This is a genomic window from Streptomyces sp. NPDC091271 (assembly GCF_044757505.1).
GTDB lineage: Bacteria > Actinomycetota > Actinomycetes > Streptomycetales > Streptomycetaceae > Streptomyces.
On record NZ_JBIVVD010000009.1, the window covers coordinates 103,480 to 117,076 of the forward strand.

The window sequence follows — 13,597 nt, forward strand, 5'->3', positions numbered from 1 at the left end:
ATGAGCGCGTTATCGTCCGCCCGCTCCGGGGTTCCGCCGCCCCGTCTGATGTACTGGTCAGCGTGTCCACGCAGCCCGAAGCGCCCGATTTCACGTCACTTCTGCGCCCCGTCGTACGGGAGTCCTCGGTCAGTGAGGTGGCCAAGCGGCTCCTTGATCACCTGTCCGAGGGGAACCTGAAGCCGGGCACGCGCCTGCCCGCCGAGCGCCAGCTCGCCGACGCACTCGGCGTCGCGCGGTCCAGCGTGCGCGGGGCGCTGTCCGCGCTGGACGTCCTGGGCATCATCGAGATCAGGCCCGGCTCGGGCTCGTACGTCCGCGAGGGGACCTCGGAGTTCCTGCCGCGGGCCATCAACTGGGGCCTGATGCTCGGTCAGCGCCGCACCCAGGACCTGGTCGAGGTCCGCACCTTCATGGAGGGCATGTCGGCGCGGCTGGCCGCGGACCGGGCGTCCGAGGCGGACGTCGAGCGGCTGGAGGAGCACCTGGAGCGGATGCGGGAGGCGGGGACGGACGTCAAGGCGTTCATCGACGCCGATATCGCCTTCCACCTGGAGACCGCGAACATCGCCCGCAACACGGTGCTCAGCGACATCCTGCACTCCATCCGGGCGCTGCTCCAGGTGTGGATGGAGCGGGCGGGAGACATCGAGGGCACGGTCAGCGGGACGCTGCACGAGCACGGGGCCGTGCTCGACGCGATCCGGGCGGGCGACCCGGAGGGCGCGGACGCGGCTATGGCCGAGCACATGAGGCTGGCCAGTGACCGGCTGCGGCTCTCGCTGCGCGGAGATGACGCGTAGGGGCGTGGGCTCAGGCCCGTACCTGCTCGGTCGGGGCGGAATCCTCGGGCCGGGCGGGCTGCTCGGTCGGGGCGGAATCCTCGGGTGAGGTGGGCTCCTCGGGCCGCGCGGGTGTTCCGGGCCGGCCCGATGCCGTTCTCCGTCGCGTGTTTCCGCCCAGCAGTGCCGGCAGTTCGGTCAGGGCGCTGATGTGCCAGTCCGCCGTCTCCAGGACGTCCGGGTGGTCCGCCCACCAATGTCCGTACGGGCCGCGGCGGATGTGGGCCGCCCGCAGGCCGGACGACTTCGCCGGGAAGAGGTCGTCGGCGGGGTGGTCCCCCACGTACAGGGTGGCCTCCGGTGAGGCGCCCGACACCTCCAGCACGCGGGCGAAGAACTCCCGGTCCGGTTTGGTGACACCCCACTCCTCCGAGGTGACGACCAGGTCGGCCGGCAGGTCCAGGGCTCGCAGCAGCTCTCCCGCCCGGGCCGTCCGGTCGCCCGCGACGACGACCCGCAGGCCGAGCGCGCGCAGTTCGGCAAGCGCCGGGCGGACGTCGGGGTAGAGGTCCGCCTCGCCCAGGTGCTCGCCCCGCCCGGCCGCCGCCCGGGCGTGGTACGCCTCGGCCACATCCATGCCGGGGCGCAGGATGCGCAACGCGTCGGTGCCGTCGCGGCCCTGAGCGACGGCGGCGCCGACCAAGGCGCTGACGGTGTGCGGCGGGACCCCGAGCCAGTCGGCCCACGAGGCCCAGTGGCGGTCGTCGCGGACGAGGGTTTCTCCGATGTCGAAGACGATCGTTTCCATCACCCCTCCGAGCCTACGGGGCAAGCGGGACATAACGGCCAAGGCGCCAGTGCCGACGGGGCGGTTACGCGGGGAAGAGGCCCTGGTCCAGAAGGAGAGACGCGCTCGTATGCTCGGATCATGACCGTTCCTCAGCGCCCCACGACCAACGCCATGCGGCGTGCCCTCCGGCGGGCCCGCGACGGTGTCGCCCTCGACGTGGCCGAGGCCGCCGTCCTGCTCCAGGCGCGGGGGGAGGACCTGACCGATCTCGCCGCGTCCGCCGCCCGGGTCCGGAACGCGGGCCTCGAAGCCGCGGGCCGGCCGGGAGTGATCACGTACTCCCGCAAGGTCTTCATCCCCCTGACCCGGCTCTGCCGGGACACCTGCCACTACTGCACCTTCGTCACCGTGCCCGGGAAGCTCAGGCGCGAGGGGCACGGGATGTTCCTGTCGCCGGACGAGATCCTCGACATCGCCCGGAAGGGCGCCGAAATGGGCTGCAAGGAAGCCCTGTTCACGCTCGGCGACCGGCCCGAGGACCGATGGCCCGAGGCGCGGGAATGGCTGGAGGCCGAGGGTTACGACGACACCCTGGCGTACGTGCGGGCCATGGCGGTCCGGGTGCTGGAGGAGACGGGGCTGCTGCCGCACCTGAACCCCGGTGTGATGACGTGGACGGACCTGCAGCGGCTGAAGCCCGTCGCCCCCTCCATGGGCATGATGCTGGAGACGACGGCGACCCGGCTGTGGTCCGAGAAGGGCGGCCCGCACCACGGGTCCCCGGACAAGGAGCCGGCCGTCCGGCTGCGGGTGCTGGAGGACGCCGGCCGGTCCAACGTGCCCTTCACCACCGGCATCCTGATCGGGATCGGCGAGTCGTACGAGGAGCGCGCCGACTCCCTCTTCGAGCTGCGCAAGACGGCCCGCGCCTACCACGGGATCCAGGAGGTCATCGTCCAGAACTTCCGCGCCAAGCCGGACACCGCGATGCGCGGGATGCCGGACGCGGAGCTGGAGGAGCTGGCCGCCGCGATCGCCGTGGCCCGCCACATCCTGGGTCCCTCGGCCCGCATCCAGGCCCCGCCGAATCTCGTCGACGCCGAATACGCCCTGCTGATCGGTGCGGGCATCGACGACTGGGGCGGCGTATCGCCCCTCACCCCGGACCATGTGAACCCCGAACGCCCCTGGCCGCACATCGACGAACTCGCGGCCCGCACCGCCGAGTCCGGCTTCCAGCTGCGAGAACGCCTCACCATCTACCCGGAGTTCATCCAGCGCGGCGAGCCCTGGCTCGACCCCCGCCTCCTGCCGCACGTGCGCGCGCTCGCCGACCCGGAGACGGGCCTCGCCAAGGAGGGCGCGATCCCGGCCGGACTGCCCTGGCAGGAGCCCGACGAGGAGTTCGGCTCGTCCGGCCGCACCGACCTGCACCGCACCATCGACACCGAGGGCCGTACCGGCGACCGGCGCGACGACTTCGACGAGGTGTACGGCGACTGGGAGGCCCTGCGCGAGGCCGCCGCCCCGGGCATGGTCCCGTCCCGCATCGACACCGACGTACGCCAGGCGCTGAGCCAGGCCGCCGACGATCCCACGAAGCTCACCGACGACCAGGCCCTCGCCCTGCTCCACGCGGACGGGCCTGCGCTGGACGAGCTGTGCCGGATCGCGGACACCCTGCGCCGTGACGTGGTCGGCGACGACGTCACCTACATCGTCACCAGGAACATCAACTTCACCAACGTCTGCTACACCGGCTGCCGTTTCTGCGCCTTCGCCCAGCGGCGTACGGACGCCGACGCCTACACCCTCTCCCTCGACCAGGTCGCCGACCGCGCGGCGCAGGCCTGGGACGTCGGCGCGGTCGAGGTCTGCATGCAGGGCGGCATCCACCCGGACCTGCCCGGCACCGCGTACTTCGACATCGCGCGGGCGGTGAAGGAACGCGTCCCCGGCATGCACGTCCACGCCTTCTCGCCGATGGAGGTCGTCAACGGCGCGAGCCGCACCGGCATGTCCGTCCGCGACTGGCTGACCGCGGCCAAGGAGGCCGGCCTCGGCTCGATCCCCGGCACCGCCGCGGAGATCCTGGACGACGAGGTCCGCTGGATCCTCACCAAGGGCAAGCTGCCGACGGCCGACTGGCTGGAGGTCATCAAAACGGCCCACGAGACGGGGCTGCGCTCCTCGTCCACGATGATGTACGGCCATGTGGACCAGCCTCGCCACTGGCTCGGCCACTTCAGGACGCTGGCCCGCCTCCAGCAGGAGACCGGCGGCTTCACGGAGTTCGTGACGCTGCCGTTCATCCACACCAACGCCCCGGTCTACCTGGCGGGCATCGCCCGTCCCGGGCCCACCGACCGCGACAACCGGGCCGTCACCGCGATGGCCCGCCTCCTGCTCCACCCGCACATCACCAACATCCAGACCAGCTGGGTGAAGCTCGGTGCGGAGGGCGCGGCGGAGATGCTGCGCTCGGGCGCCAACGATCTGGGCGGGACCCTGATGGAGGAGACCATCTCCCGTATGGCGGGCTCCAGTTACGGCTCGTACCGCTCGATCCAGGACCTCGTCGCCATCGCCGACCTCGCGGGCCGGCCCGCGAAGCCGCGTACGACGCTGTACGGCGAGGTGCCCGAGGAGCGCGTCACGGCCGCTGCGGCATCGGACGGCCACCTGCCGGAGCTGCTGCCGGTGCTACCGCAGTAGCGGAGCGCTGGCCGCTTCCGGAGCCGCGCGGCCGGGCTCCGGAAGCGGCTGCTCGTAACTGCCGTTCTGAGTGCGTCACTCACAGGGGTGATCCGCCTCTTTGGGGCGGGTTTGGATGACACCGCGGACATATGCTCCTGGCAAGAACGAACCCGGTGCTCGGGGGCGCTTCGAGCATCACGCCACCCGCAGGAGTCCCGCATGGTCAGTTCGCCCCACGAGGCGATGCACCGAATCTTCCAGGAGCACCCGGGCCTGTTCTCCCGGGTCTCGGAAGTGCTGGGGATCACGATCGCCCCACCCGTCTCGGTCACCGTGATGCCTACCGACCTGACCGAGAACCGTCCACTCGAACGGCGGGTGGACACCCTGCTGCGGCTGGAGACGGAGCACGACGAGCCGCTTCTCCTGGCCATCGAGGCCCAAGGAAAGAAGGACACGGACAAGCCGGCGAGCTGGGCCTATTACCTGTCCTACCTCCACACGAAATACCGGCTTCCGCCGCTGCTGCTGGTCGTCTGCCAGGACCGTGCGACGGCGGAATGGGCCTCCGCTCCCGTCTCCATCGGGCCCCGCCAGTGGCCCGCGCTCACCCTGAGGCCACTCGTCGCGGGCCCGCACAACATGCCGGTGATCACCGACGTCGCCGAGGCCCGGAAGGATCTGGCGTTGACCACGCTGGCGGCGATCACGCACGCTGCAGATCCGGACATCGGTGCCATACTGAAAACGCTGTCCACCGCTCTGCGGGACGTACCGGAAATCATCGCCGATCCCCTTGTCGAACTCACCGCGCAAGGCCTGGGCAACCGCCCGGCCGCACAACAGTGGAGGAACCTGGTGGCCGTGGACCTCTCTTTCTACAAGTCCTTCATGGCAGAGGAAATCCGGGACGAGGGCCGGAACGAGGGCCGGAACGAGGGCCGGACGGAGGGCATTGCGCAGGGCATCCTGCTCTTCCTTGCGCAAGCGGGCGTCGACGTATCGGACGAGGCGCGTGAACGGATCACCACCTGCGGCGATCTCGACACCCTGAACCGCTGGCTTCTGCGGGCCCCCACCGCCCGGTCGGTCGAGGACGTCTTCGCCGAGGAGTAGGCGGCTCCTCAACCGAAGGAACGGCCCGGCCGGACCGTCAGCGGTACCCCGTCGCGTCGGCCGGCCTGCCGGCGCCCTCGACCTCGACCAGATAGCGCCAGCAGTCGGGGCGGGAACCGTCGAGGTCGGTGAAGCCGTACTCCTGGGCGAGTTGCCCGCTGGACAGTGACTGGCCGTTCCGGCGGGCCAGGGCGGCGTCCCCAGCCAGAGCGGCGACCGCGCGGCCGACGTACGCCGGGCTTTCCGAGATACAGAAGTGCGGCACCTCGGTCAGCGCGTCGCGCCAGTTCTCCTCGGCCACACCGAAGGCGTCGAGCATCATCTCCGATCGGAGCCAGCCCGGGGTGAGCGCCACCGCCGTCCCGCCGTGCGGCTCCAGCTCGTGGGCGAGCACGAACGCCATGCGCAGCACGCTGTTCTTGACCAAGTCGTAGAAGTAGGAGTTGCGGTAGTTCGCTCCGTTGTACGCGGCTGTCCCGTCGGTCATCTCGACCACGAGCCCGCCCGGCCGCCGCACCAGCAGGGGAAGCGTGAAGTGGCTGGTGATCGCATGCGTCTCCACGCCCAGCCGGAGCAGCCGCAGCCCGTCGTCGAGGTCGTGCTCCCAGACCGGCTTGTCGAACGCGAACAGCCGCTCGCCGCCCCAGACGTCGTTGACGAGTACGTCGAGACGCCCCTGCTCGGCATCGATGCGCCCGGCCAGCGCACGGACCTGCTGGGGCACCAGGTGGTCGGTGGGCACCGCGATGCCCGTACCGCCCGCGGCGGTGACGAGCTCCGCGGTCTCCTCGATCGTCTCGGGCCTGTCGTACTCCGATCGCCGTCCCCGGGTCGTGCGACCGGTGACGTAGACAGTCGCGCCCGCCGCGCCCAGCTGCACCGCGATGCCACGCCCGGCGCCCCGGGTGGCGCCTGCGACCAGGGCGATCTTTCCATGGAGTGCGGGTGTCGATGTGTCGGGCATGTATCTCCTCGAGTCCTGGCAGGCTGCACGGCCCGGTCCATGAAGTCGTCGCCGACGACCGGTGAAACCATGCTCGGCGCCATACCCGACATCCTGTGTCCCCTTTATTCGGCGGACTCGCGGCTCGGTCCGTCCGCCGACGAGCCGATGATGACGCCGGGGGGATGAAGGAGGCGTGCTCGGCTCAGCGTCCGCTCGGCGTCTCGCCCGCCGCCGTGGCGATCACGTCGTCCAGCACCTCCCGGGAGCGGAGCAGCTCGTCGATCTTCCTGTCGATGCGGTCGCGCTCCACGGAGAGGTCGCTGACCAGGCGCGGGGTGGCGATCTCGGAGGGGCCGCCGTCCGTGTCCCGTACGCAGGGCAGGAGCTCGGCGATCTTCGAGCTGCACAGCCCGGCGGCGTAGAACTCCTGGATGCGGATCACACGGTCGACCGCGCCCTCGGCGTAGTCACGGTGGCCTCCGGGGGTGCGGTCGGCCGTCAGGAGGTTCTGGGTCTCGTAGTAGCGCAGGGAGCGCTCGCTCACGCCCGTACGTGTGGCCAGCTCGCCGATCCGCATGGTTTCCTCGCCTCCGGGGCTTGAACCTGACACCGGTGTCAATTCTTACCGTTCCGGCATGACGAACGCAGCCACTTCCCCCGCGAAGCTCTTCGAGACCGTCGAGCTCGGCCCCCTCACCCTTCCCCACCGCCTCGTGATGGCTCCGCTGACCCGGAACCGTGCCACCGCCGACGGCGTCCCGACCCCGCTCATGGCCACGTACTACGCGCAGCGCGCCTCGGCGGGGCTGATCATCGCCGAGGCGTCCACGCCGAACGCCGTGGGTCAGACGTACCCGAACATCACCGCGATCCACAGTCCGGCCCACGTCGAGGGGTGGCGCCGGGTCACCGACGCGGTCCGTGCGGAGGGCGGGCAGATGTTCCTCCAGATCCAGCACGGCGGGCGCGCCGGCCATCCCGACACCAGCGGACTGACGCCGGTCGCTCCCTCGCCGATCGCGCTGCCGGAGACGATCCACACCCCGGCCGGGCGCGTGCCCTCGGTCGTCCCGCGCGAGATGACCGAGGAGGACATCCGTACGACCGTGGCGGACTTCGCCTCCGCCGCCCGCAACGCCATCGAGGCGGGCTTCGAAGGCGTCGAGGTGCACAGCGCCAACGGCCATCTCCTCCACCAGTTCCTCGGCCAGGGGACCAACCGGCGGACCGATGCCTACGGCGGCCCCGTGGCCCACCGCATCCGCTTCGTCGTGGAGGTGACCGAGGCCGTGGCGGCTGCGATCGGACCCGAGCGGGTGGGCCTGCGCGTCTCGCCGTGGAGCACGGTCAACGGCATGGTGGAGGGCGACACCGAGGAGATCTACCCGGCGCTTCTCGCGGCCCTGGCGGGGGCCGGCCTGGCCTATCTGCACGTGGGTTACGCCGACCCGGAGGATCCCGTCTTCCAGCGGATCCGGAAGGACTGGCAGGGCACGCTGATCGCCAACCCGGTGCTGCCGAAGGACCGCATCCCGGAGGACGGCGGCATCGCCCACGCCGAGCGGCTGCTGGCAGCCGGAGCCGACGTGATCGCGCTGGGCCGCCCCTTCCTGGCCAACCCCGACCTGATCCGCCGGATGCGCACGGGCGCGCCGGTGAACCAGGTCCGGGACGCGTACCTGATGTACGTGGGCGGGGAGACGGGTTACACGGACTATCCGGCCCTGGACGCCGTGGGGTGAGCCGCGTACGCGACGAAGGCGGCCCACGCGGGCGCGGCGATGACGAGGGCGGGGCCGGCGGGAGTCTTGCTGTCGCGAACGGGGACGAGGCCGGGGTAGCGGTCGGCGACTTCGAGGCAGTTGTTGTCGCCGCCGTCGCTGTAGCTGGACTTGCGCCAGACCGCGGTTCCGAGGTCGGGGATACGGCTCATGATCTGTGCTCCTCCAGGACGCCCCTGATGAATCCGGTGGACTCCGGCGGGGGCAACGCCCGGTCCCGCAGCCGATCGTAGGACAGCCGGTAGCGCGTCACCGCCGCCGGTTCCTCGATGAGTTCGGCACAGCCGTTGCCCTCCGTGTAGGCAACCGAGGACCCGTCCTCCTGCCAGAGCAGGGTCAGGGAGCCGTCCATGAGGTGATGTGAACCCACGGAGAAGGGGAGCACCTGGAGGACGACCGACGGCAGTTCCGCCGTGTCGATCAGATGCGTCAACTGTCCGTCCCACACCTTGGAGTCCGGGACGGGGCGGCGCAGCGCGTACTCGTCGATGATGATCCGGACCGACGGGGCGGGCTTGCGGTGCAGCAACTGCTGACGGCCCATCCGTGCCACCACCTGTTCCTCCACCAACTCGGTTTCCTCCGGCGTCTCCTGGATGCCGGACAACGACTCGCGCGCGACGTCCTCCGTCTGCAGCAGGCCCGGAATCCCGAGCGTGAATTTGTGCATGATCCGCGCCGTCGGCTCCAGCCGCATGAACTCCTTGTACCGGTCCTTGAAGACCTCCCGCCGGGCCACCTTCCACAGCTGCACCAGCAGGCCCCCGGACCGCAGTGCCGGTCCAGGTCCTCCATCACAGCGAGCTTGGACAGCCGCTGGCCTGTCTCCAGCCGGTACAGGTAGCTCTTGTCGTATCGCGTCTACCCGGTGAGCTCGCTCAGCGACTTCCCCGAGCGTTCCCGGAGTCCCGCCTGGCCGACGAGGTGGAGGCCGAGCTGATCGCCTGCGCGGAGGAGGTGCTCGGCGGGGCCGAGTCCGTGCTCGCGGACCCGGCGGCCGGGGGGCGGGCCGTGCGGTTCGCGCTCGTACGGACGACGGAATCGCTGGGAGACGTGCTGCGGGTCGCGGAGTGCAGGGAGCGCCACGGGTGATGTCCGCACGAGACCCAGGTCACATGTGGCCATGTCACATCCCGCCGGGGCCGGTCCGTCGAGGGGGTGTAAGCATCGGCAACAGCGCAGGAGCTGATCATGAACGCTCGTCTCGACCTCTTCGGCAACAAGGCCGCCGCCTCCTTCCTGAAGCACATCAACTCGGCCGGGAAAGTGGTCACCGACTCGGGGCTGCCCGCCGCGACCCAGGAACTGGTCAAGATCCGGTCCAGTCAGATCAACGGGTGTGGGTTCTGCACGGACATGCACACAAAGGAGGCCACGGAGGCGGGCGAGACGCCGCTCCGGCTCAACCTGGTCGCGGTGTGGCGCGAGGCCACCGTCTTCACCGATGCCGAGCGCGCCGCCCTGGAACTGGCGGAGCAGGGGACCCGCATCGCCGACGCGTCCGGCGGTGTGCCGGACGACGTGTGGGCGAACGCCGCCGAGCACTTCGACGAGGACCAACTCATCGCCCTGGTGGCCCTGATCGCCGTGATCAACGCGTACAACCGGCTGAACGTCATCGTCCAGCAGCCCGCGGGCGACTACCGGCCCGGCATGTTCGGCTGAACGAGCCACCCGCGGCCGGGCGGCTCTCCCGGCCGCTGGGGTGGGCCGGAAACCATGAGGAATGCCGCGCGGAAGTGCTCTCGCGTACCAGTCCGTACATTCCGTTCCGCCCCTGAACCGCTCCTTCCTGTTCGATTACAGTGCTTGCGCAGTCGCAGGCGGCAGGCCGGACGGAAGGGGCACGGTGAGCACAGGGACCACAGCTGTCTGGGGCCGTGCCCAGCAGCAGGACTTCCGCGGCCGGGTACGGGGATCCCTGCTCGGCGGGGCCATCGGGGACGCGCTCGGGGCGGGTGTCTCGGGGCTCACCCTGGAGGCGATACGCGCCGCCCACGGTGTGGACGGGGTGGCCGACTTCGTCCCCGCGCACGGCAGACGCGGCGCCGTCACCGCGGTCACCCAGCTCACCCTCTTCACCGTCGACGGGCTCATCCGGGCCCAGGTCCGCCGGGACACCGGCGCCTGGCATCCGCCGACCGACGTGCACCGCGCCCATCTGCGCTGGGCGGCCACCCAGAGCGCCTGGGGGCCCGACGAACGCCGCAAGGACAACGGCTGGCTGGCCAGGGAGGAGTGGCTGTACACCCGCCGCGCCCCGACCAGGGAGTGCCTCGTCGGATTCGGTGACTCCACGATGGGCACCCTCGCCGTGCCCAAGAACCCCGCGGCGCGGGACTCGGCCGCGCTCACCCGCTCCGCGCCCTTCGGGCTGCTCGTCGGCTGGGAGCCCCAGCTCGTCCTGCAGCTGGCCGTCGAGTGCGCCGCCCACACCCACGGCCACGCCACCGCGCAGCTCGCCGCCGGAGCCCTCGCCGTCATGGTGCACGGCCTGGCCCGCGGCGAGACCCTGGACGGCGCGGTCCAGCACGCGCTCGCCCTGCTCGCCGGGCGTCCGGGCAACGAACAGGTCACCGAGGCGCTCCGGCAGGCCCTCGGCTCCGTACGCCAGGGGATACCCGGGCCGGCCCTCATCGAGGCGCTGGGCGACACCGACTCAGCCGAGGAGGTCCTCGCCGTGGCGCTGTACTGCGCGCTGGTGGGCGAGGACGTACGCCACGGGCTGCGGCTCGCCGTGAACCACTCCGGGCCGTCCGCGGCCACCGGGGCCGTCTGCGGGGCTCTTCTCGGGGCGCTGCACGGGGAGACGGCGCTGCCGCCGGCCTGGCTGGCGGAGCTGGAGGGGCGCTCGACGCTCCTCGAACTCTCCGACGACTTCGCGATGGAGATGACCCAGGGGCCCGCCCTGCACAGCCCGACCGCGGTCGCCCCGGGCTGGCTGGCCCGCTACCCGCGGGACTGAGCGAAGGCTCTCCGGAGGCCCGGAGGACAGAAGTGGGCGGGCGCCGCCGCGCCCGCCCACCGTTCGGATGCCCCCCGCGTGAGGGGCGGTCAGTCCTTCACACCCTCCGGAACTCCCGTGCTCTCCGGGCCGGGCTTCTGCAGGGGGACGGCCGCCGCCGCGGCTCCGCCGGCAGGGCCCCCGTCGTCGGTGTTGATCATCTCGATGAGGGCGTCGCGCTCCGGGGTGTCCTCGGGCTTGATGAATCCGATGACGATGTAGAGCACGAGGGAGATCGCCAGCGGCAGTGCCACCTGGTACTGCAGGGCGACATCCGTCTTCACCGAACCGTCGAAGTTGTAGTTGGTGAAGTAGAACGCGAGCAGCCCCGCCGCCCAGCTGGTGAGGGCCGCCGTCGGGCCGGACCGGCGGAACCTGCGCAGCAGACCCAGCATGAACGGGATGGCGATCGGGCCCATGAGTCCGGCCACCCACTTGATGACGACCGAGATGATGTCCTTGAACGTCGGCGAGTTGATCTGGGTCGCCAGCGCCATCGACAGTCCGAGGAAGGCGAGCGTGGACAGCCGTGCGGCCAGCAGACCGCTGCGGTTGCTCCACGTCCGGGCAGCCTTGGAGAAGACCGGTGCGATGTCCCGGGTGAAGACCGCCGAGATCGCGTTGGCGTCGGAGGAGCACATGGCCATCGTGTGCGAGAAGAAGCCGACGACCACCAGACCCAGCAGACCGTGCGGCAACAGCTGCTCGGTCATCAGGGCGTAACTGTCCGAGGCGTCGGGCTTCTTGGCCTCGACGAGCAGCGGGGCGACCCACATCGGGAAGAAGAGCACCGTCGGCCAGACCAGCCACAGGATCGCGGAGAGGCGGGCCGAACGGGTCGCGGAGCGTGCGGAGTCCGTGGCCATGTAGCGCTGGGCCTGGTTCCACATGCCGCCGTTGTACTCGAAGGTCTTGATGAAGAGGTACGCGAGCAGGAACGTCACCGTGTACGGGCCGGCCGTCGGGCTCGTGTGGCCCTCGGGCAGCTTGTCCCAGACCGTCCACAGTGAGCTGAAGCCGCCCAGCTTGCTCATGGCGATGAACAGCATGGCCAGACCGGCGAAGAGCTGGATGATGAACTGCCCGAGCTCCGTGAGCGCGTCGGCCCACAGCCCGCCGACCGTGCAGTACACGGCGGTGATGGCGCCCGTGATGAAGATGCCCTGGGTCAGGGTGATGCCCGTGAAGACGGAGAGCAGCGTGGCGATGGCCGCCCACTTGGCACCGACGTCCACGATCTTCAGCAGCAGACCGGACCAGGCCAGGGCCTGCTGGGTCTGGATGTTGTAGCGGTTCTTGAGGTATTCGAGCGGCGAGGCCACGTGCAGCCGTGAACGCAGCCTGTTGAGCCGGGGCGCGAAGAGCTTGGCGCCGATGCCGATGCCGATCGCGATCGGCAGTGACCAGGTCACGAAGGACGTGACGCCGTACTGGTACGCGATACCCGCGTAGCCGGTGAACATCACCGCGCTGTAACCGGACATGTGGTGCGAGATGCCCGACAGCCACCACGGCATCTTGCCGCCGGCCGTGAAGAAGTCGCTGACATTGTCCACGCGCTTGTGCGACCAGAGTCCGATCGCGACCATCACACCGAAGTAGCCGATGAGCACGGCCCAGTCGAGACTGTTCATGTGCCCCCTCCAGGGGTCCGCCTTGTGAACGGGAACGCACTTCGTCAGTACGGCCGTTCAGCGGGGCCCCGTGCGGGAACGGGGACTTCGGGGATTGAACCGCCTGTCCGGGCCCTCGGTCAAGGTTTTCGCGATCAGGGATGTGAACGCGGATCAGCAAGGCGAACGATTTTACTCGTTCTTGACCTCTCGGAGCGTTGTCGTGAACGTGAGCGCGGCCACACGATGAGCGGGCACTTCGTCAGGCTGTGCAGAGATCGACGCAAGGCAGGAACGCCCGAGAACGCAGAACGACCGCACGGGATGCGGGTCCCGTGCGGCCGGAGAAGGGGGAAGGCTGTACGTGAGGCTTGCGCACCGATGGCACGAAGTGTGCTGTCGGTGCCGAATGCTGACGTGGTGATGTGTGCGGTACGTCCATCGACGACGCCGGTTTTGATGGCGGGTCGAGCCCCCTCGGCCAGGACGGCGGGCCAGTCGAGAGGGCTCCTGGCGGTCGTGTTCCGTGACCGGCCATGGTGCGGCGCTTGAGGACCGGCGTACCGGTCAGGCGTTGATCGAACCCGACGCGACGTCGCGCACGAAGGTGTTCCACGCTCCGGACACGAAGGAGAGCGAGGGGCCTTCGGGGGCCTTCGAGTCGCGCACGGCGATGGCCTGCGTGACGGGCGACTTCACTTCGACGCACGCGCCGTTGCCGCCGGAGTACGTCGACTTCGTCCAGTTATCCGTAGCGCCCTGAAGAATGGCCATGTTCACTCCGGTTCAGAGAGTTGATGTGAGTGGCACCAACTTCGTTCCTGTTGGCGTGATCGACGCTACTCGCCAACATCGCGTGGTGGTGGGG

At 70.1% G+C, this 13,597-nt stretch carries 12 protein-coding genes and 1 pseudogene; 6 read left to right on the top strand and 7 right to left on the bottom strand.

Translation table 11 applies throughout. From position 1 onward, the window contains the following. The first annotated feature begins 62 nt into the window (after nucleotides 1–62). On the top strand, nucleotides 63–803 hold the full coding sequence (locus tag ACIQM3_RS32760; protein WP_401630826.1) for a FadR/GntR family transcriptional regulator: 741 nt from the start codon (nucleotides 63–65) through the stop codon (nucleotides 801–803). Between the two features lie 10 nt (nucleotides 804–813). On the opposite strand, the gene ACIQM3_RS32765 is transcribed toward ACIQM3_RS32760, so the two are convergent. Continuing rightward, nucleotides 814–1,590: an HAD family hydrolase gene (locus ACIQM3_RS32765; protein ID WP_401631256.1), complete on the bottom strand. Its 777-nt coding sequence runs from the start codon at nucleotides 1,588–1,590 to the stop codon at nucleotides 814–816. A gap of 120 nt (nucleotides 1,591–1,710) precedes the next feature. On the opposite strand from ACIQM3_RS32765, the gene ACIQM3_RS32770 reads away from it, so the two are divergent. After that, entirely contained in the window at nucleotides 1,711–4,287 is a 2,577-nt protein-coding gene (locus tag ACIQM3_RS32770; protein WP_401630828.1) for a bifunctional FO biosynthesis protein CofGH, read from the top strand. A gap of 201 nt (nucleotides 4,288–4,488) precedes the next feature. Next, a complete protein-coding gene (locus ACIQM3_RS32775) occupies nucleotides 4,489–5,385 on the top strand; it encodes a hypothetical protein (protein WP_401630830.1) in 897 nt (298 codons plus the stop codon). Between the two features lie 37 nt (nucleotides 5,386–5,422). Here ACIQM3_RS32775 and ACIQM3_RS32780 read toward each other — a convergent pair whose 3' ends face one another. Further along, nucleotides 5,423–6,349, bottom strand: a complete 927-nt coding sequence (locus tag ACIQM3_RS32780; RefSeq protein ID WP_401630832.1) for an SDR family oxidoreductase — start codon at nucleotides 6,347–6,349, stop codon at nucleotides 5,423–5,425. Between the two features lie 184 nt (nucleotides 6,350–6,533). Further along, on the bottom strand, nucleotides 6,534–6,908 hold the full coding sequence (locus ACIQM3_RS32785; RefSeq protein WP_401630833.1) for a MerR family transcriptional regulator: 375 nt from the start codon (nucleotides 6,906–6,908) through the stop codon (nucleotides 6,534–6,536). Between the two features lie 58 nt (nucleotides 6,909–6,966). On the opposite strand from ACIQM3_RS32785, the gene ACIQM3_RS32790 reads away from it, so the two are divergent. Then, complete coding sequence (locus ACIQM3_RS32790) at nucleotides 6,967–8,073, top strand: alkene reductase (protein WP_401630835.1); 1,107 nt, start codon at nucleotides 6,967–6,969, stop codon at nucleotides 8,071–8,073. On the opposite strand, the gene ACIQM3_RS32795 is transcribed toward ACIQM3_RS32790, so the two are convergent. Both ACIQM3_RS32795 and ACIQM3_RS32800 read right to left on the bottom strand, forming a co-directional pair. Next, nucleotides 8,046–8,264 carry a DUF397 domain-containing protein gene (locus ACIQM3_RS32795; RefSeq protein ID WP_401630837.1) on the bottom strand — a complete coding sequence of 73 codons (219 nt, stop codon included), beginning with the start codon at nucleotides 8,262–8,264 and terminating at the stop codon, nucleotides 8,046–8,048. The genes ACIQM3_RS32790 and ACIQM3_RS32795 overlap by 28 nt on opposite strands. Beyond that, nucleotides 8,261–8,994 (bottom strand): annotated as a pseudogene (locus tag ACIQM3_RS32800) (DUF5753 domain-containing protein). The gene ACIQM3_RS32795 and the pseudogene ACIQM3_RS32800 overlap by 4 nt, the downstream one beginning before the upstream one ends. A gap of 309 nt (nucleotides 8,995–9,303) precedes the next feature. Here ACIQM3_RS32800 and ACIQM3_RS32805 point away from each other — a divergent pair. Then, on the top strand, nucleotides 9,304–9,777 hold the full coding sequence (locus tag ACIQM3_RS32805; RefSeq protein ID WP_401630838.1) for a carboxymuconolactone decarboxylase family protein: 474 nt from the start codon (nucleotides 9,304–9,306) through the stop codon (nucleotides 9,775–9,777). A 184-nt stretch (nucleotides 9,778–9,961) separates the two neighbouring features. After that, complete coding sequence (locus ACIQM3_RS32810) at nucleotides 9,962–11,077, top strand: ADP-ribosylglycohydrolase family protein (RefSeq protein ID WP_401630840.1); 1,116 nt, start codon at nucleotides 9,962–9,964, stop codon at nucleotides 11,075–11,077. 89 nt (nucleotides 11,078–11,166) lie between these two features. Here ACIQM3_RS32810 and ACIQM3_RS32815 read toward each other — a convergent pair whose 3' ends face one another. After that, nucleotides 11,167–12,750 carry a sodium:solute symporter family protein gene (locus ACIQM3_RS32815; protein ID WP_401630841.1) on the bottom strand — a complete coding sequence of 528 codons (1,584 nt, stop codon included), beginning with the start codon at nucleotides 12,748–12,750 and terminating at the stop codon, nucleotides 11,167–11,169. 546 nt (nucleotides 12,751–13,296) lie between these two features. Continuing rightward, a complete protein-coding gene (locus tag ACIQM3_RS32820; protein ID WP_356709852.1) occupies nucleotides 13,297–13,503 on the bottom strand; it encodes a DUF397 domain-containing protein in 207 nt (68 codons plus the stop codon). Nucleotides 13,504–13,597: the final 94 nt, after the last annotated feature.